This is a genomic window from Streptomyces sp. NPDC093591 (assembly GCF_044764885.1).
Classification (GTDB): domain Bacteria; phylum Actinomycetota; class Actinomycetes; order Streptomycetales; family Streptomycetaceae; genus Streptomyces.
In genome coordinates, this window is record NZ_JBIWIY010000008.1 from 37977 (window position 1) to 56136 (window position 18160).

15 protein-coding genes are annotated in these 18160 nt (G+C 70.7%); 10 read left to right on the forward strand and 5 right to left on the reverse strand.

Annotated elements, in window-relative coordinates; translation table 11 throughout:
- Nucleotides 1–50: 50 nt before the first annotated feature.
- Both ACIREI_RS18125 and ACIREI_RS18130 read right to left on the reverse strand, forming a co-directional pair.
- Nucleotides 51–179, reverse strand: coding sequence for a hypothetical protein (locus tag ACIREI_RS18125; protein WP_301995480.1), 129 nt, complete (start codon nt 177–179; stop codon nt 51–53).
- On the reverse strand, nt 154–1485 hold the full coding sequence (locus ACIREI_RS18130; protein ID WP_403333761.1) for an OFA family MFS transporter: 1332 nt from the start codon (nt 1483–1485) through the stop codon (nt 154–156). Before ACIREI_RS18130 ends, ACIREI_RS18125 begins: the two co-directional genes overlap by 26 nt.
- Before the next feature lie 278 nt (nt 1486–1763).
- On the opposite strand from ACIREI_RS18130, the gene ACIREI_RS18135 reads away from it, so the two are divergent.
- From ACIREI_RS18135 to fdhD, 5 genes are read left to right on the forward strand one after another with little or no spacing between them, the layout of a single operon-like run.
- Entirely contained in the window at nt 1764–2735 is a 972-nt protein-coding gene (locus ACIREI_RS18135; protein ID WP_403333763.1) for a 2-dehydropantoate 2-reductase, read from the forward strand.
- A complete protein-coding gene (locus ACIREI_RS18140; protein WP_403333765.1) occupies nt 2732–4681 on the forward strand; it encodes a molybdopterin oxidoreductase family protein in 1950 nt (649 codons plus the stop codon). The genes ACIREI_RS18135 and ACIREI_RS18140 overlap by 4 nt, the downstream gene beginning before the upstream one ends.
- A gap of 10 nt (nt 4682–4691) precedes the next feature.
- A complete protein-coding gene (locus ACIREI_RS18145) occupies nt 4692–6515 on the forward strand; it encodes an NAD(P)H-dependent oxidoreductase subunit E (RefSeq protein ID WP_403333767.1) in 1824 nt (607 codons plus the stop codon).
- On the forward strand, nt 6512–7372 hold the full coding sequence (locus ACIREI_RS18150; protein ID WP_403333769.1) for a 2Fe-2S iron-sulfur cluster-binding protein: 861 nt from the start codon (nt 6512–6514) through the stop codon (nt 7370–7372). Before ACIREI_RS18145 ends, ACIREI_RS18150 begins: the two co-directional genes overlap by 4 nt.
- 23 nt (nt 7373–7395) lie before the next feature.
- Complete coding sequence (gene fdhD / locus ACIREI_RS18155) at nt 7396–8250, forward strand: formate dehydrogenase accessory sulfurtransferase FdhD (RefSeq protein ID WP_403333771.1); 855 nt, start codon at nt 7396–7398, stop codon at nt 8248–8250.
- Between the two features lie 88 nt (nt 8251–8338).
- Here fdhD and ACIREI_RS18160 read toward each other — a convergent pair whose 3' ends face one another.
- Complete coding sequence (locus ACIREI_RS18160) at nt 8339–8866, reverse strand: isochorismatase family protein (RefSeq protein ID WP_403333773.1); 528 nt, start codon at nt 8864–8866, stop codon at nt 8339–8341.
- Nucleotides 8867–8885: 19 nt separating this feature from the next.
- A complete protein-coding gene (locus tag ACIREI_RS18165; RefSeq protein WP_403333775.1) occupies nt 8886–9323 on the reverse strand; it encodes a MarR family winged helix-turn-helix transcriptional regulator in 438 nt (145 codons plus the stop codon).
- Between the two features lie 100 nt (nt 9324–9423).
- Between ACIREI_RS18165 and ACIREI_RS18170 the strand changes: the two genes are divergently transcribed.
- The 3 genes from ACIREI_RS18170 to ACIREI_RS18180 all read left to right on the forward strand — a co-directional run bounded on the left by ACIREI_RS18170 (nt 9424) and on the right by ACIREI_RS18180 (nt 13612).
- Complete coding sequence (locus ACIREI_RS18170; protein ID WP_403334341.1) at nt 9424–10341, forward strand: zinc-binding alcohol dehydrogenase family protein; 918 nt, start codon at nt 9424–9426, stop codon at nt 10339–10341.
- Nucleotides 10342–10473: 132 nt separating this feature from the next.
- Nucleotides 10474–12363: an exo-alpha-sialidase gene (locus ACIREI_RS18175; RefSeq protein ID WP_403333777.1), complete on the forward strand. Its 1890-nt coding sequence runs from the start codon at nt 10474–10476 to the stop codon at nt 12361–12363.
- Between the two features lie 10 nt (nt 12364–12373).
- Complete coding sequence (locus tag ACIREI_RS18180; RefSeq protein ID WP_403333779.1) at nt 12374–13612, forward strand: DUF4185 domain-containing protein; 1239 nt, start codon at nt 12374–12376, stop codon at nt 13610–13612.
- Here ACIREI_RS18180 and ACIREI_RS18185 read toward each other — a convergent pair.
- Complete coding sequence (locus tag ACIREI_RS18185; protein WP_403333781.1) at nt 13548–14579, reverse strand: bile acid:sodium symporter family protein; 1032 nt, start codon at nt 14577–14579, stop codon at nt 13548–13550. The two genes, ACIREI_RS18180 and ACIREI_RS18185, sit on opposite strands and share 65 nt — an antisense overlap.
- Nucleotides 14580–14773: 194 nt before the next feature.
- On the opposite strand from ACIREI_RS18185, the gene ACIREI_RS18190 reads away from it, so the two are divergent.
- Nucleotides 14774–15637: a LysR substrate-binding domain-containing protein gene (locus ACIREI_RS18190; protein ID WP_403333783.1), complete on the forward strand. Its 864-nt coding sequence runs from the start codon at nt 14774–14776 to the stop codon at nt 15635–15637.
- A 599-nt stretch (nt 15638–16236) separates the two neighbouring features.
- Nucleotides 16237–18063: an AMP-dependent synthetase/ligase gene (locus tag ACIREI_RS18195; protein WP_403333785.1), complete on the forward strand. Its 1827-nt coding sequence runs from the start codon at nt 16237–16239 to the stop codon at nt 18061–18063.
- Nucleotides 18064–18160: the final 97 nt, after the last annotated feature.

Sequence of the window (18160 nt, forward strand, 5' to 3'; positions counted from 1 at the left end):
ACGGTTTACGCACCGGGGCCCACCGTCCTCATATGTCCGACATGACCAACTCATCCCGTGAACAACTGGGTCGCCTTCTGTACGAGTTCGTACAGCCCGTAGACGAGCGGCACTCCCACCCACACCCAGGCGAAGGCGATGAGCCCCCGTCGGCTAGGCGGGCTGCTGTCGCTGGACATCTGGGGCCTCCTTCGACTCCGGGGCGGGGATGTGGTGGCGGGGGTGGACGGGCCGGACGAGTTCGTTGGCGACGAAGCCGACGGCGAGCAGCCCGATCATGATGAACAGGGACATCGTGTACAGGGACGAGCCGTCCTTGCCGGCCTCCTCCTGCCGGTCGGCGATCCAGTTCACGATCAGCGGACCGAGGACACCGGCCGTGGACCAGGCGGTGAGCAGCCGCCCGTGGATGGCGCCGACCTGGTAGGTGCCGAACAGGTCCTTCAGATACGCGGGGATCGTGGCGAAGCCGCCGCCGTAGAAGGAGAGGATCACCAGCGCGCACAGGATGAACAGCGGCTTGGACGAGTCGCCGGCCAGCGCGATCAGCCCGTACATGAGGGCGCCGACGCCCAGGTACAGGCGGTAGATGTTCTTGCGTCCGATCAGGTCGGAGGTCGACGACCAGCCGATCCGGCCCGCCATGTTGGCGGCGGACAGCAGGGCGACGAAACCGGCGGCGGCCGACGCCGACACCGTTGTCGAGGTGTTCGCGAAGAAGTCCGTGATCATCGGCGCGGCCTTCTCCAGGATGCCGATGCCCGCGGTCACGTTCATGCAGAGCACGATCCACAGACACCAGAACTGCGGTGTACGCACGGCGTTGCGGGCGGACACCTGCGGTCCGTCGAAGGCGCTGGGCCCGTCACCGACCGGCTTCTCGGTGCGCGGCACCCGCACCAGCAGCACACCGAGCAGCATGAAGACGGCGTACGACAGCCCGTGCACCAGGAACGCCAGCGCGATCCCGGAGCTGTCGGAGCCGAACGACTCCAGCATCTGCGCCGACCAGGGCGAGGCGATCAGCGCGCCGCCGCCGAAGCCCATGATGGCTATGCCGGTGGCCATGCCGGGCCGGTCCGGGAACCACTTGATCAGTGTCGAGACCGGGGAGATGTAGCCGATGCCGAGGCCGATCCCGCCGACGAAGCCGTAGCCGAGGACGATCAGCCAGTACTGCTCGGTGGCCGCGCCGAGCGCGGAGAGCAGGAAGCCGGACGAGAAGCAGATCAGGGCGACGGTCATCGCCCAGCGCGGCCCGTTGCGCTCCACCAGCGTGCCGCCGAACGCGGCCGACAGGCCGAGCATGACGATGCCGAGCTGGAACGGCAGCGCGCTCTGGGTGCCGCTGAGGCCGAGCGCGGACTCGAGCGGGGGCTTGAACACACTCCAGGCGTAGGCCTGGCCGATGGACAGATGAACCGACAGAGCGGCGGGCGGAACCAGCCAGCGGCTCCATCCCGGGGGAGCTACAGGGGGACTCATGATCCCGAACGGTAGGAAGGAGCGGGAGAGTTGAGAAGGCGGCGCGTCGACGGTATGCGATGAACGGTATGCCGGGCGCGACGAACGGTCGAACGCCGTACGGAAAGCCGTGACGAACGCCGTGCACGAACCCTTGCTGACCCTCCATCCATACTGTAGACAATATTCCGTCGACAGGATTCGGTAACAACTTCCCAGCCACAGTCGGTACTTCCCTGCCAGTCGGCACTTTCCAGCCACCTCCGCGGTACTCCCTCGACCGAACGGAGCGTTCCGAAGTGAAAGTCGCAGTCCTCGGCGCCGGTGCCATCGGCGCCTATGTCGGAGCCGCGCTCCATCGCGCCGGCGCCGACGTGCATCTCATCGCCCGTGGACCGCATCTGGCGGCCATGAGGCAGCACGGGGTCCGGGTGCTCAGTCCGCGCGGCGACTTCACCGCCCGCGCCCACGCGACCGACGACCCGGCCGAGGTCGGCCCGGTCGACTATGTCTTCCTGGGCCTGAAGGCCAACTCGTACGCGGCGTGCGGGCCGCTGATCGAGCCCCTTCTGCACGACACCACGGCGGTCGTCGCGGCCCAGAACGGCATTCCCTGGTGGTACTTCCACCGCCACGGCGGCCCGTACGACGGCCACCGCATCGAGAGTGTGGACCCGGACGGCGCGGTCAGTGCGGTGCTCGCGCCCGAACGGGCCGTCGGCTGCGTGGTCTACGCGGCCACCGAACTCGAAGGACCGGGTGTCGTACGGCACTTGGAAGGCACCCGGTTCTCCGTCGGGGAACCCGACCGCAGCGTCTCCAGGCGCTGTGCCGCGTTCAGCGAAGCCATGGTGGCCGGTGGCCTGAAGTGCCCGGTGGAGCCGGACCTGCGCAACGACATCTGGCTCAAACTGCTCGGCAACATCTCCTTCAACCCGATCAGCGCGCTGGCCCGCGCCACCATGCGGCAGATGTGCCTGCACGGCGGCACCCGCAAGGTCATCGAGATCATGATGACCGAGACGCTCTCGGTCGCCGAGGCCCTCGGCTGCGAGGTCGGTGTCTCCATCGAGCGCCGGCTCGCGGGCGCCGAGCGGGTCGGCGACCACCGCACCTCCACGCTCCAGGACCTGGAGCGCGGCAAGCCGCTCGAACTCGACGTACTCCTCGCGGCGGTCGTCGAGTTGGCGGAGATCACCGGCGTGGAGGTGCCCACCCTGCGCACCGTGCACGCCATCTCGGACCTGCTCGCGCTGAGGAGCGCCGCATGAACTCTGACGAACGCCGCACGAGGAAACGCGACCGGACCCCGAAGACCTACACCCGCCTCACCCACCCCCTCGTCCGGGACTCCCGCGACGAGCCCTTCCGGCAGGCGAGCTGGGAGGAGGCACTGGACCGTGCCGCCCGCGGCCTGGCGGCGGCCCGCGGCGCGTTCGGCATGTTCTCCTGCGCCCGCGCGACCAACGAGATGAACTACGTCGCCCAGAAGTTCGCCCGCGTCGTCATGGGCACCAACAACGTCGACTCCTGCAACCGCACCTGCCATGCGCCCAGCGTGGCCGGCCTGTCGGCGGCCTTCGGCTCGGGCGGGGGCACCTCGTCGTACGAGGAGATCGAGCACACCGACGTCATCGTGATGTGGGGCTCCAACGCCCGCTTCGCGCACCCGATCTTCTTCCAGCACGTCCTGAAGGGGATCAGGAACGGCGCCCGCATGTACGCCGTCGATCCGCGCCGCACCTCCACCGCCGAGTGGGCGGAGAGCTGGCTCGGGCTGAACGTCGGCACGGACATCCCGATGGCGCACGCGATCGGCCGCGAGATCATCCACGCGGGCCTGGCCAACGAGGCGTTCGTCGAGCGGGCGACCAGCGGCTTCGAGGAGTACAAGGCGCTGGTCGAGCCCTGGACGCTGTCCCTCGCCGAGAAGGTGACGGGTGTACCGGCCGCCGCCATAGGGGAGTTGGCCCACGCCTACGCCCGCGCCGAGCGCGCCCAGCTGTGCTGGACCCTCGGCATCACCGAGCACCACAACGGCACCGACAACGTCCGCGCGCTGATCAACCTGTCCCTGCTGACGGGACATGTGGGCCGCTACGGCAGCGGGCTGCAACCCCTGCGCGGTCAGAACAACGTCCAGGGCGGCGGCGACATGGGCGCGATCCCCAACCGGCTGCCCGGCTTCCAGGACATCCTCGACCCCGGATCCCGCCTGAAGTTCGAATCGGCCTGGGACACCGTCATCCAGCCCCACTACGGCCTCAACCTCACCCAGATGTTCGAGGCGATGGAGGAGGGCACGCTCAAGGCCGTCTACTGCATCGGGGAGAACCCGGCGCAGTCGGAGGCGGACAGCGAGCAGGCCGTACGGCGCATGCGGCAGCTCGACTTCCTGGTCGTGCAGGACATCTTCCTGACGAAGACGGCCGAGCTGGCGGACGTCGTCCTGCCCGCGACCGCCGGGTGGGCCGAGACCGACGGCACCACGACCAACAGCGAGCGGCGCGTCCAGCGGGTACGCCGGGCCGTCACTCCGCCCGGTGAGGCACGCGAGGACATCGACATCATCTGCGAGCTGGCCGCGCGGCTCGGCCACGAGTGGAAGTACGCCGACGCCGAGGCCGTCTGGAACGAGCTCAGGTCCGTCTCGCCGGACCACTACGGGATGACGTACGAACGCCTGGAGGAGCACCTGGGCATCCAGTGGCCGTGCCCGAGCACCGACCAGCTCGAACCGACCTACCTGCACGGCCGGTTGTGGGAGACGGACCCGGCCAGGCGTGGCATGGCGGCCCCCTTCGGGATCGTCCAGCACGATCCGCCGGTCGACCTCACGGACGAGGAGTACCCGATCCGGCTCACCACCGGGCGGCGGCTCGACTCCTACAACACCGGTGTGCAGAGCGGGAGTTTCGCCTCCCCGCTGCGGCGCGGCGAGTTCGTCGAGCTGTGCCCGGAGGACGCCGAGCGGTACGGGGTCGTGGTCGGCGAGGAGGTCCAGGTGACCTCGCGGCGGGGTTCGGTCGTCGCGCCGGTGTGGGTCGACACCGCGCTGCGGCCCGGGCTCGCCTTCATGACCATGCACTTTCCCGACGAGGTGGACACCAACCAGCTGACGATCGAGGCGAACTGCCCGATCGCGGGGACGGCGGAGTTCAAGGCGTCGGCGATCCGGATCGAGAAGCTCCCCGTCGCGACCGTAGTGACGAACTGAGGTGACGTGAGTGGACCTGCACTTCGGCGACAGTAAACCGACGGACGACGAACGGGCGGCCGTGGACGCCCTGTTGGGCCCCCCGGAGTCCTCATGGGAGGGGGCGGACCGCAGCGACGCCGACCTGAGGTGGGCGCGCGGCGGACGCGAGGCCCGGGACCGCCGCGACCTGCTGTTGCCGGGGCTGCACGCGATCAACGACCGGATCGGCTGGATCAGCGAGGGCGCCCTCGACTACCTGTGCCGGCGGCTGACGGTGCCGCCGGCGGAGGCGTACGGCGTCGCCACCTTCTACGCCATGTTCTCGGTCAAGCCACGCCCCGCCACCGTGCTCCACGTCTGCACGGACCTCGCGTGCGCGGCCGCCGGGGCGAGCGAGCTGTGCGCCGGCATCGAGGCGAGACTCGGGCTCGGCAGCGGGGTGTCGGTCGAGCGCAGTCCCTGCCTGGGCCTGTGCGAGCGGGCTCCGGCGGCGCTCGCGATCAAGGCCGGGGACCCGGTGCGTACGGCGGTGTCGGCTCCGGCGACCGTGCACGACGCCGTCCTCGCCGCGAGCGCGCCGGACTCGGCGCCCGAGGAGCCGCCGGCCGCGATGGCCGTACCGCAGGCAGGCGATCCGTCGCTGACCCTGCTGCGGCGCGTCGGCGTCGTCGACCCCTCGTCGCTGGACGACTACCGCGCCCACGGCGGCTACACCGCCCTGCGCCGGGCCTTCGACCTCGGTCCCGCCGGAGTAATCCGCGAGGTCACCGACTCCGGCCTGGTCGGGCGCGGCGGCGCCGCCTTCCCCACCGGCCGCAAATGGCAGGCCACGGCGTCGCAGCCCGACCACCCGCACTACGTCGTCTGCAACGCCGACGAGTCCGAGCCGGGCACCTTCAAGGACCGCGTGATCATGGAGGGCGACCCGTACGCGCTGGTGGAGGCGATGACGATCGCGTCGTATGCGATCGGCGCCCACAAGGGCTACCTCTATCTGCGCGGCGAGTACCCGCGCGCTCTGCGCCGCCTGGAACACGCCATCGCCCAGGCACGCGCGCGCGGCTTCCTCGGCGATGACGTCCTAGGCCAGGGCTACGCCTTCGACATCGAGGTCCGCCGCGGCGCCGGGGCGTACATCTGCGGCGAGGAGACGGCTCTCTTCAACTCCATCGAGGGCTACCGGGGCGAACCGCGCTCGAAGCCGCCGTTCCCGGTGGAGAAGGGGCTGTTCGGCAAACCCACGGTGGAGAACAACGTGGAGACGCTGGTCAACGTGCTGCCGATCCTGACCATGGGAGCACCGGCGTACGCGGCGATCGGCACCGCGAAGTCCACCGGGCCGAAGCTGTTCTGCGTCTCCGGGAGTGTGGACCGGCCCGGCATCTACGAACTCCCCTTCGGCGCGACGCTGGGCGAACTGCTGGAACTGGCCGGAGTGCGCCGGCGGCTGCGGGCGGTGCTGCTGGGCGGGGCGGCGGGCGGCTTCGTACGGGCCGACGAGCTGGACATCCCGCTCACCTTCGAGGGCACGCGGGAGGCAGGCACGACGCTCGGCTCGGGCGTGGTCATGGCTTTCGACGACACCGTTCCGCTGCCCCGGCTGCTGCTGCGCATCGCCGAGTTCTTCCGCGACGAGTCGTGCGGGCAGTGCGTGCCGTGCCGGGTCGGGACCGTGCGGCAGGAGGAGGCGCTGCACCGGATCGTCGAGCGGTCGGGTGCGGCGGCCGCCGATGACATCGCCCTGCTCAGGGAGGTCGGCCGCGCGATGCGGGACGCCTCGATCTGCGGTCTGGGGCAGACCGCGTGGAACGCCGTGGAATCCGCCATCGACCGTCTGGGGGCGTACGAATGACCGTGACACCGCTGGGGATCCCGCGCCGGCTGCTGGAGTTCACGATCGACGGGGAGCCGGTGCGCGCGACGGAGGGCTCCACGATCCTCGACGCCTGCCGGGCCGCCGGGAAGGACATCCCGACCCTGTGCCAAGGGGACACCCTCACGCCCAAGAACGCCTGCCGGGTGTGCGTCGTCGAGGTCGAGGGGTCCCGGACCCTGGTCCCCGCCTGCTCACGCAGGGCCGAGCCAGGCATGGCGGTGAGGACCGACACCGAACGCGCCCGGCACAGCCGCAAGATCGTCCTCGAACTGCTCGCCTCGTCGGTCGACCTGTCGACCACCCCGCAGGTCGCGGAGTGGATCAAGGAGTACGAGGCGAAGCCGGACCGCTTCGGCCCCGACGCGGCGCGCCTCAACGAGGAACCGAAGATCGACAACGACCTCTACGTGCGCGACTACGACAAGTGCATCCTCTGCTACAAGTGCGTGGACGCCTGCGGCGACCAGTGGCAGAACACCTTCGCGATCTCCGTCACCGGGCGCGGCTTCGACGCCCGCATCGCGGTGGAACACGACGCCCCGCTGACCGACTCGGCCTGCGTGTACTGCGGGAACTGCATCGAGGTGTGCCCGACGGGGGCCTTGTCCTTCAAGTCCGAGTTCGACATGCGGGCGGCGGGTACCTGGGACGAGGCGGCGCAGACGGAGACGACCACGGTGTGCGCGTACTGCGGAGTGGGCTGCAACCTCACCCTGCACGTGCAGGACAATGAGATCGTGAAGGTCACCTCGCCGCACGACAACCCGGTGACCCACGGCAACCTGTGCATCAAGGGTCGCTTCGGCTACCAGCATGTACAGAACCGGGACTGATCAGGACTGGTGGGGACAGGGACATGGGACGAGTCACGGAACGACGCAAGGTGATCCGGATCCGGGACGGCGCCGTCTCCACCCGGCCGGACACACTCGTCGCCGAGGAACCCCTGGAGATCCGGCTCAACGGCAAGCCGCTGGCGATCACCATGCGCACACCCGGCGACGACTTCGCGCTGGCCGCCGGGTTCCTGGTGAGCGAGGGAGTGCTCGCCGAGCAGGCCGATCTGCAGAACATCGTGTACTGCGCGGGCGCCACGGTGGACGGCTCGAACACGTACAACGTGGTGGACGTGAGGACGGCCCCGGGGGTGGCGATCCCCGACATCACCCTCGAGCGCAACGTCTACACGACGTCGTCCTGCGGGCTGTGCGGCAAGGCGTCGCTGGACGCGGTGCGTACGACGGCCCGCTGGACCATCGACGACGGCGAGGGCGCCCCGGTCCGGCTCGACCCCGACCTGCTCGCCGCCCTCCCCGACCGGCTCCGCGCGGCCCAGCGGGTCTTCGACCGGACCGGGGGCCTGCACGCGGCGGCCCTGTTCACCGAGGACGGCGAGCTGCTCGACATACGGGAGGACGTCGGCCGGCACAACGCGGTCGACAAGCTGGTCGGCCGCGCCCTGCAGAACGGCGACCTGCCCCTGTCCCGCACGGTCCTGCTTGTCTCCGGCCGGGCCAGCTTCGAGCTCGCCCAGAAGGCGGTCATGGCCGGCATCCCGGTCCTGGCGGCGGTCTCGGCACCCTCGTCCCTCGCGGTGGACCTCGCCGCGGAGACGGGGCTGACACTGGTGGGCTTCCTGCGGGGCAGCTCCATGAACGTGTACGCGGGTGAGGACCGCATCGCCCTGCGGGCCGCGGCCGCCCAGGGCTGACATGGTTCCCCCGCTGCACGGCGGCGGGGCCCCGAACGGCGGGGAGCGCCCCCTGCGCCTGTAGGGGCCCCGCTGTTTCCGTCCTGCTTCAGGTGGCCGTGAAGGTCACGTCCGCGGCACGTGTCACGGAGCCCAGCCTCGGGAAGTCGAGCCGCACCGAGGCCTCGTGCTCCGCCGCCGTGAACGCCGTCATCGCGTCCTCGACGAAGACCAGGTCGTAGCCCAGGTCGCCGGCGGCGCGGGCGGTGGACTCGACGCCGAGGTTGGTGGCGATGCCGCCGAACACCAGGGTGGTGACGCCGCGTTCACGCAGGCGGTCGTCCAGGCCCGTGCCCTGGAAAGCGCCGATCGTGCGCTTCACGATCTCGATGTCGCCGCCCTTCGGCAGTCCCGCCACCAGACCGCTGCCGGGCGGCTGCTCGGCGACCGAGGGGCGTTCGACCCGGACGAGGACGACGGCCGCCCCCGCGGCGCGGAACCTGGCGGCCAACTCCTCGCAGGTCGAGAGGACTTCGGTGCCCTTGCGGGGCTCCAGGGGCAGCGCGACGATGCGGTCCATCAGATCGACGAGCACAAGGGCGGTACGGGCGCCTTCGAGCGCGAGTGGTGCGGTCATGACGGAACGTTATCCGCCATCAGCTCTGCGTACCGGAGATCCGGATCAACAGGTCCATGAACCGGTCACGTTCGGCCTTCGAGAGCGGCGCGAGGAGGGTGTCGTTGGCCTCGCGGGCCGCCTTCTCGCAGCGCGTCAGCAGGCGGCCACCCGCGTCCGTGAGGGAGACCGCGTTCTTGCGGCGGTCGCGGGGGTCGGGCTCGCGCACGACGAGGCCGGCGGACTGCAGGTCGTTGAGGATCCCCACCAGGTCCTTGGGGTCGAGCTGGACGCCGCGCCCCAGGTCGGCCTGGGCGACGGGGGCGAGGTCGCGGACGGCGGAGAGCACCACGTGGTGCCACATCTTCATGCCCTCCGCGGCCAGTGCCTCGGCCACCAGGGACCGCCCCCGGGCGGCGGCACGGCCGAGCAGCCAGCTGGGGAGGGAGCGGATCGCGGGGAGCGGGGCTTCGGACATGTGGGCACCCTACCGGGATTTCGTTGGACTTCCCAACGACTGGCCGGTAGCGTCAGCGCCGTCGAAACCGTTGGTATACCCAATGACTTCTGGAGGTGCGATGCGCCGCGTCCGCTACGAGTCCCCCGGCGGCCCCCTGTTCCTGGAGCAGGCCCCCGTCCCGGAGCCGGGCCCCGGTGAACTCCTCGTCCACTGCGAGGCGATCGGCGTGACGCTCCCCGTCGTCCGCAAGGTCACCGAGGCTCCCGAGCCCGTCCCCCTGGGCGGCGAGATCGCGGGCAGGGTCGCGGCCGTGGGCGAGGGGGCCGCCCGCTTCCGCACCGGCGACCGCGTGACCGGCCTGTGCTTCGGCCACGGCTACGCCGACTACGCGCTCCTGCACGAGGCCATGGCCTCCCCGATTCCCGACACCGCCACCGCCACCGATGCCGTCGCCCTCGTCCGCAGCGGCCTGGTCGCACTCGGCGCGCTGGAGGCCGCCCGGCCCGAGCGCGGAGAGGCGGCGCTGATCACCGCGGCGGCGAGCGGTGTGGGGCATCTCGCCGTACGGCTCGCGCGGGCCCGGGGCGCGGGGCGGGTCGTGGGCGCGGTGTCCGATCCGGCCAAGGCGGATTTCGTACGCTCCCTCGGCGCCGACGACGTCGTCACGTACCGGGAGGGCGGTTGGGGAGCCCCCGTCGACTACGTCCTCGACGCGGTGGGCGGCGACCTGCTCACCCCGGCCCTCGCCGCGCTCGCACCGGGAGGGCGGCTCGTGGCGTACAGCTCGGGCGGCGGGACGATCCAGGCGTACGACCTTCTCGTGGGCGCCAAGTCCGTCGTCGGGTTCCAGATGGGACGCATCGCTCGCGAGGAGCCGGAGCTGTACGAGCGGTGGCGCAAGGAGCTGTGGGAGCTGTTCGCCGAGGGCGTGCTGAAGCCCGCCGTACACGGGGAGTTCGGGTTGGAGGAGGCGGCCGAGGCGCACGCGGCGATCGAGTCCCGGGTCAACCGAGGGAAAGTCGTACTCCATCCGTGAGGTGACACGTGCACGGTTCTTGTGATGTGTGCGATAGCCCAACTAACGTCTGTGATGCGCACCTTGGACGTGGGATGTCCGAATGTTCAGATGCCTGGACGCACGACCAGACGATGAAGGGCGGGCCGCACCATGCCGTCAAGAGTTCGCGCACGTCTCAGAGCTGCCCTCGTCGCGGCCGTCGCCACTACGGCGACGGCCGCGACGTTAGGTTCGGCGCCGTCCCAACCGACCACCCGCACACCGCTGTTCGAGCAGCAGGTGCTCTTCAAGGCGTCCCAGGATCCCGGGTACGCCTGCTTCCGGATCCCCGCGATCGTGAAGACCAAGGACGGCACGCTGCTGGCGTTCGCCGAGGGGCGGGTGCTCAACTGCGGTGACGCCGCCGACATCGACATCGTTCTCAAGCGCTCGACGGACGGTGGCCGCACCTGGGGGCCGCTCCAGGTCGTCAACGAGGGCGACGGCGACACACACGGCAACCCGGCGCCGATCGTGGACCGTGAGACCGGCCGCATCCTCCTGGCGGAGACGTACAACCCGGGCCGTACGGACAGCGGCAGTTGCTCCGTCCCGTGCGAGCGCACCCCCTATCTCCAGTACAGCGACGACGACGGCCGGACCTGGTCCGAGCCGCGCGACCTGAGCGACGAGATACTGCCCGCGAACTGGAACTCCTGGTACGCCACCGGCCCCGTGCACGGCATCCAGCTCACCAGGGGCAAGCACGCCGGGCGGCTCGTCTTCGGCGTCAACACCGAGACCTGGGACGGCAGTCGGGTCACCGCCAACCACGCCGCCCTCATCGTCAGCGACGACGGCGGCGACCACTGGCGGATCGGCGCCACCGACTCCTGGCCCATCGCCGCGGCCGACGGCACCTTCCGGCAGAAGCCCTCCGAAGTGACCCTCACCGAGCGCACCGACGGCACGATCCTCATCAGCGGCCGGGAACAGGACGGCACCGACCTCGGGCACCGCTCCCAGACATACAGCCGCGACGGCGGCGACAGCTTCACCGGCCCGTTCCGGGACCTTCCTGACCTGTACACGCCTCAGGTCCAAGGCGCCACGCTCCGTCTGGGCAAGCGCCTCCTGCTGTCCGCGCCCGGCGATCCCGACCGCCGGCGGACCATGATGATCCGGTCCTCCTGGAACGGCGGCACCACCTGGGACAGCGTGGACCGCGGCAAGGTCGTCACCACGGACTGGTCGGGCTACTCCGACATGGTGGGCATCGACGCGTCCACGGTGGGCCTGATGTACGAGGGCGGCGCCGTCGACGCGCGCGACGAGATCCGCTTCGCCCGCTTCGACGAGGCCTGGCTCGGCCCGCGCCGCGGCCCCGACCCGACCACCCCCGACCTCGCCCCGGGCGCACCCCGCGCGACCGTCCTCGGGGGCCCCGAGGCTACGGACGGGGTGATCGGCAACGCTGTGGAGTTCGACGGCGACGACGACGCCGTACGTCTGCCGTACCGCTCTCGACTCCCGCTCAAGGACGGTCCGTTCACGGTCTCGCTGTTCTTCCGCTACTCCGCCACCACCGGCGAGCAGCCGTTCCTGTGGATGGGCGGAATCGGCTCCACCCAGCCCCAGGTCTGGCTGCGTGGCGAGCCCGACAACGACCGGGTGCGCGCCCTGATCACCACACGGCAGGGTTTCGGGACCGTGCGGACCGCGTCCCTGTGGGCCACCGGCGCCCACAACGACGGTGAGTGGCACCACCTCGCCCTGCGGCGCGGCGGCGGGCAGCTGACGCTGTTCCTGGACGGTACGGAGATCAGCACCGCGGACGTGCCCGGTTCGGTCAGCCGGAACTCGCCGTTCGGTGTGCACGTAGGCCAGCGCATGGACAGCCGGGCCTTCCTGACCGGCGCGATCGACGACGTCCACGTGTGGAACCGGGCGCTCGGCGACGCGGAGATCAACGCCGCGGCACGGGTCACCGCCCGTAAGGGTTCGGCCACCGACGGCACCGTGCTGTGGCTGCCCATGGACCAGGTGCGCCGAGGCCACTAACGTCCCGGGCGTGCCCGAAGACACACGAGCACGGCAGCGCACCGCCACCGGCCTCGGACTCCTGCTGGCCCTGGTTCTCGGGGCCGTGCTGCTCACCGCCCTCCCGGACGACGGCGAACGGGAGGGCGGTGGCACGTGCGCGCCGCATTCGGTCGCCTCCTGGAAGGCCGACGACGGCCTCACCGCCGAGTTCGCCCGCTACGGCGACGACCCCGCCCGCACCGACGACTGGACCGGCGGCGACGGCACCCACTCGGTGCGGCTGCCGGACGGCCGGCTGCTGTGGCTGTTCTCGGACACCTACCTCGGCCAGGTGTACGCCCCGCCCAACCCGTTCGGCGAGTCCCACACCTGGCGGGATACGACCGCGCCCCTGGTGCGCAACTCGGCGGTCGTCATGCGCGACGGACGCCTGGAGCGCACGCTCGCCACTCCCCTGTTCCCCGACCCGGCCCCGAACCAGTGGCGCTGGCCGGTGGCGGCCCGCGTCGAGCCCCGCTCCCCCGGCTCTTCCGAGCAGGTGCTGCGGGTGCTGCTGTGGGTGCGCACGGCCGGGCAGGCCCCCTGGATCTACGGTGTGCCCACCGCCACCGAGGTCGCCACGCTCTCGCTGCCCGACCTGCGGGTGGAGTCGGTCGTCAAGGTTTTTGACCAGCAGCTGGTGCCGGATCCCTCCCGGCGGGTCCTGTTCGGCACGACGCTCGTCGAGGAGGACGGCTGGACGTACGTCTTCGGGGGCGACGACGGGCAGGCCGCGTCCCGGCCGGCCTCGCACGCCTTCGTCGCCCGCGTGCCCGAGGGCAGGCTGGCCGAGCCGGGGGCCTGGGAGTACTGGAACGGGTCGGCGTGGGGCAGGGCCGGGGCCGCCCGGCCGCGCCCGGTGCTCGGGGACGGGGAGCGCAAGGGGGTGGGCAGCGCGTTCTCGGTGGTGCGGGTGCGGGGGACGTACGTCCTGTTCACGATGGCCGCGGGCACCGAGGGGCTGACCACTGTCACGTCGTACTGGGCCTGTTCCCCCACCGGCCCGTGGCACGGGCCGACGAAGGACTTCAGCCCGGCGCTGCCGCAGGGCGGCCAGGTCGCCGCCTACAACCCGCAGACGCACCCCGAGCTGAGCGGCGACGGACGTCTCGTGGTCAGCTACGACGTCAACTGGCTGGAGACGGGCGGCGCGGCGGCGCAGCTCAACCGGAACGTGTCCCTGTACCGACCGCGGTTCGTGACGCTGCGGCTCGCTCCGACGCGGTGACCGGCTCCGAGGCGTCGTCGGCGGCCTGGGCGTCGTGCGCCCGGCGCTTGGCGATGACCGCGCACACCATCAGCTGCATCTGGTGGAAGAGCATCAGCGGCAGCACGGCCAGCGAGGCGTGTGCGCCGAACAGGACGCTCGCCATGGGCAGGCCGGCGGCGAGAGACTTCTTCGAGCCGGCGAACTGGATCGCGATGCGGTCCTCGCGGTTGAAGCGCAGCGCCTTGGCGCCGTACCAGGTCAGGGCGAGCATGACGGCCAGCAGCACCACCTCGACGGCGAGCAGTCCGGCCAGCCGTACCGGGCTCACCTGGTGCCAGATGCCCTGGACCATGCCCTCGCTGAACGCGGTGTAGACGACCAGCAGGATCGATCCGCGGTCGACCAGCCCGAGCACCTTCTTGTGCCGGGCGACGAAGCCGCCGATCCAGCGGCGCAGCAGCTGCCCGGCGACGAACGGCACCAGCAGCTGCAGCACGATCTTGACGAGCGAGTCGGCCGAGAAGCCACCGCCGGTGCTGCCGAGCACGGCCGCCGCGAGGAGCGGGGTGATGACGATGCCGACGAGGGAGGAGAAGGAGCCCGCGCAGATCGCGGCGGGCACGTTGCCGCGGGCCATCGAGGTGAAGGCGATCGACGACTGGATGGTCGACGGGACGAGGGTGAGGAAGAGCAGGCCCTGGTAGAGAGGGTGGGTCAAAAGCACCGGTACGAGTCCGCGGGCGGCCAGGCCCAGCAGCGGGAAGACGACGAAGGTGCAGGCCAGGACGGTGACATGGAGCCGCCAGTGCTTCAGTCCGTCCATGGCCTCACGGGTGGACAGCCGGGCGCCGTAGAGGAAGAACAGGAAGGCGATCGCGGCCGTGGAGGCGCCGGACGCCACGTCGGAGGCCGTCCCGCGTGCCGGGACGAGGGCCGCGAGGCCCACGGTCCCGAGCAGCAGCAGAATGTACGGGTCGATCGGCATCCAACGCGGCCATCGCAGGCGTTTCACTGTGCTCCACTACTTCGCTGTCGTACTCGGCTGTTCCTTCACGGAACGTCGGGTTCCCGGCACGGACGTGCCCTCTCCATCGTCCTCCGGCGATCAGCGATCGGGAATCCGGCATACCACTCTGACTGTCATCACGTTCCGCGATAACGGCCGGTAGCCTGAGTGCCGTGTACGACCCCTCCCACTTGCGCACGTTCCTCGCCGTGGCCCAGACGCTGAGCTTCACGCAGGCGGCGCGCCGTCTCGGCCTGCGCCAGTCGACCGTCAGCCAGCACGTGCGGCGTCTTGAGGACGCCACTGGGCGGCCGCTGTTCGCCCGGGACACCCACTCCGTGGAGCTGACCGAGGACGGCGAGGCCATGCTCGGCTTCGCCCGCCGGATCCTGGATGTGCATGAGCAGGCCACGGCGTTCTTCACCGGCACCCGGCTGCGCGGCCGGCTCCGCTTCGGCGCCTCCGAGGACTTCGTCCTGACCCGCCTGCCGGAGATCCTGGAGGGCTTCCGCCACGACCACCCCGAGGTCGACCTGGAACTGACGGTCGAACTCTCGGGCACCCTTCACGAACAGCTGGCCGCCGGGAAGCTCGACCTGGTCCTCGCCAAGCGACGCCCCGAGGACCCTCGGGGCGAGCTGGTCTGGCACGACCGCCTGGTGTGGATCGGCGCGGAGCGGCTCCGCCTGGAGCCGGAACGTCCGGTGCCGTTGATCGTCTATCCGCCGCCGGGGATCACCAGGGCGCTCGCGTTGGAGGCGCTGGAACGGCAAGGGCGTGAGTGGCGGATCGTGTGCACGAGCGGCAGCCTCAACGGGCTGGTCGCGGCGGCACGCGCCGGGCTGGGGGTGATGGCGCACTCACGGGGGCTGATTCCGCCGGGGCTGGTGCGGATGCCCGAGCGAGCCGGGTTGCCGGAACTGGGGAGGGTCGACTTCGTGCTGGTGCACGGGCGGCGGCGGACGGCCGCGCAGGGGGCGGCTGATGCGTTGGCGGGGGCGATTCTGGCGGGCGGGGACCGGTTGCACCGGCGGTAGGCGCCGATCGGGCCCGCGCGGCGCGGCCGTAGGCGGCGGTCGTTGGCGCATGGCGGTCCTGGACGCCGGGTCGACGGCGAGTGCCCTGGCACCGGGGCTGGTGCTGGTGGGTGTCGGTGCGGGGCTGGTGTCGCCGGCATCGCGGGCGCCGCGCCGGCCGCCGTGCCGCAGGAGTGGGCCGGTGTGGCGGGCGGCGCGGTGAACCACCTTCCGGCTGACCTCTCGGACGCAGGACACGCTGCCGCGGGAGGCGGCGGAGTGACAGCTTCGGCCCCTCGCGCGCTGACAGAGGAGAGGGCTCGAGAGACGACGGAAGAGACGAACAAGGCGTCGGCGACACGCCGGGGATGACATGATCGACAGGGCCCGTACCGGGTAACCGGGTCGTACAGATTCGGTGGAGATTACGGGCCCGAAACTTACTCAACCGTCAGTTTTCTGTCCGACCCTTCCCCATGTGAGCGCATTTTCCCGCACTGACCAGTGCGTGCCTGAGCACTGGTCGATTTCCGGCCCCCTCCCGTCCGAAACGCGGGTGGGGTAGCTTTCACCGCGCTGAGCGGAGCTTCAGCCGAGGCATTCGGAGCGGGGAGCGGGGTTTGCGCGAGTTCACCAACCCTCCGTTGGCGTTGGCACCGCCGGTGGGCGGCCTGGCCGACGTCGTCTTCGAGCATGCGCAGGAGGATCCGCTGTACGTCGCCCTCGGCCGCAAGGACGAGGACGGACAGTGGCGGGACGTCACCGCCGCCGAGTTCCGGGACGAGGTGCTCGCCCTCGCCAAGGGCCTGCTCGCCCAGGGCATCCGGTTCGGCGACCGGGTCGCGATCATGTCCCGTACGCGGTACGAGTGGACGCTGTTCGACTACGCGCTGTGGACGATCGGCGCCCAGGTGGTGCCGATCTACCCCACCTCCTCGGCCGAACAGTGCTTCTGGACGCTGTACGACGCCGAGTGCTCGGCGGCGATCGTCGAACACGAGGACCACGCGATGACGATCGCCACCGTCATCGACCGGCTGCCCCGGCTGCACCAGCTGTGGCAGCTGGACTCGGGCGCGGTGCAGGAGCTGTACGACGCCGGCGCCCACCTCGACGACGAGGTGGTCCACCGCCACCGGCAGGCGGTCACCCCCGACTCCGTCGCGACGATCATCTACACCTCGGGCACGACGGGGCGCCCCAAGGGCTGTGTCATCTCGCACGGCAACTTCATGTACGAGGCGGACACGGTCATCCAGCGCTGGGAGCCGGTGTTCCACTCCAAGAAGGGCGACGAGGCGGCGACCCTGCTGTTCCTGCCGCTGGCGCACGTCTTCGGGCGGATGGTGCAGGTCGCCGCGATCCGCGGCAAGGTCCGCTTCGGCCACCAGCCGCAGATGAACGCGGCCGCGCTGCTGCCGGACCTGGCCGCGTTCAAGCCGACGTTCTTCCTGGCCGTGCCGTACATCTTCGAGAAGGTCTTCAACGCCGCCCGCCGCAAGGCCGAGAAGGAGGGCAGGTCGGGCGCCTTCGAGAAGGCCGTCGAGGTCGCCGTGAAGTACGCGGACGCCATCGAGGCCAAGGCGTGGGGCATCGGCCCCGGCCCGTCGGCGGGTCTGCGCATGCAGCACCAGCTCTTCGACAAGCTCGTCTACTCCAAGATGCGGGCCGCGATGGGCGGGCGCATCAAGCAGGCGATGACCGGCGGCTCGGCGATGGACCGGCGGCTCGGCCTGTTCTTCGCGGGCGCCGGCATCCACGTCTACGAGGGGTACGGCCTCACCGAGACCACGGCGGCCGCGACCGCCAATCCGCCCTACCGCACCCGCTACGGCACCGTCGGCCAGCCCATCCCGGGCATGACCGTGCACATTGCGGACGACGGCGAGATCTGGCTGAACGGGCCCAACGTCTTCCAGGGCTACCTCAACAACCAGAAGGCCACCGACGCGGCCCTGCACGACGGCTGGCTGGCCACCGGCGACCTGGGCTCCCTCGACGAGGACGGCTACCTCACCATCACCGGCCGCAAGAAGGAGATCCTGGTCACCTCCGGCGGCAAGAGCGTCTCGCCGGGCGTGCTGGAGGAACGCGTCCGCGACCATCCGCTGGTCGCGCAGTGCATCGTCGTCGGCAACGACCGCCCCTACATCGCGGCCCTGGTCACCCTCGACCAGGAGGCCGTGGAGCACTGGCTGATGATGCGCGACAAGCCCCAGATGACCCCGGCCCAGCTGGTCCGCGACGCCGACCTGGAGACCGAGGTGCGGCGGGCCGTCGTCGCCGCCAACACCCTTGTCTCCCAGGCCGAGTCGATCCGCACCTTCCGCATCCTCGCCCAGCCCTTCACCGAGGAGCACGGACTGCTCACCCCGTCACTGAAGCTGAAGCGCAAGGCGATCGAGAACGCGTACGCCAACGAGGTCGAGGCGCTGTACCGGGCCTGAGCCGGCCCGCGCGAGGGACTCTCTTTCGATCGGATTCCGCCGTCAGGAATGCATCACGCCTCGTGATCGTTGACGATATGAGTACCACCTGACGACA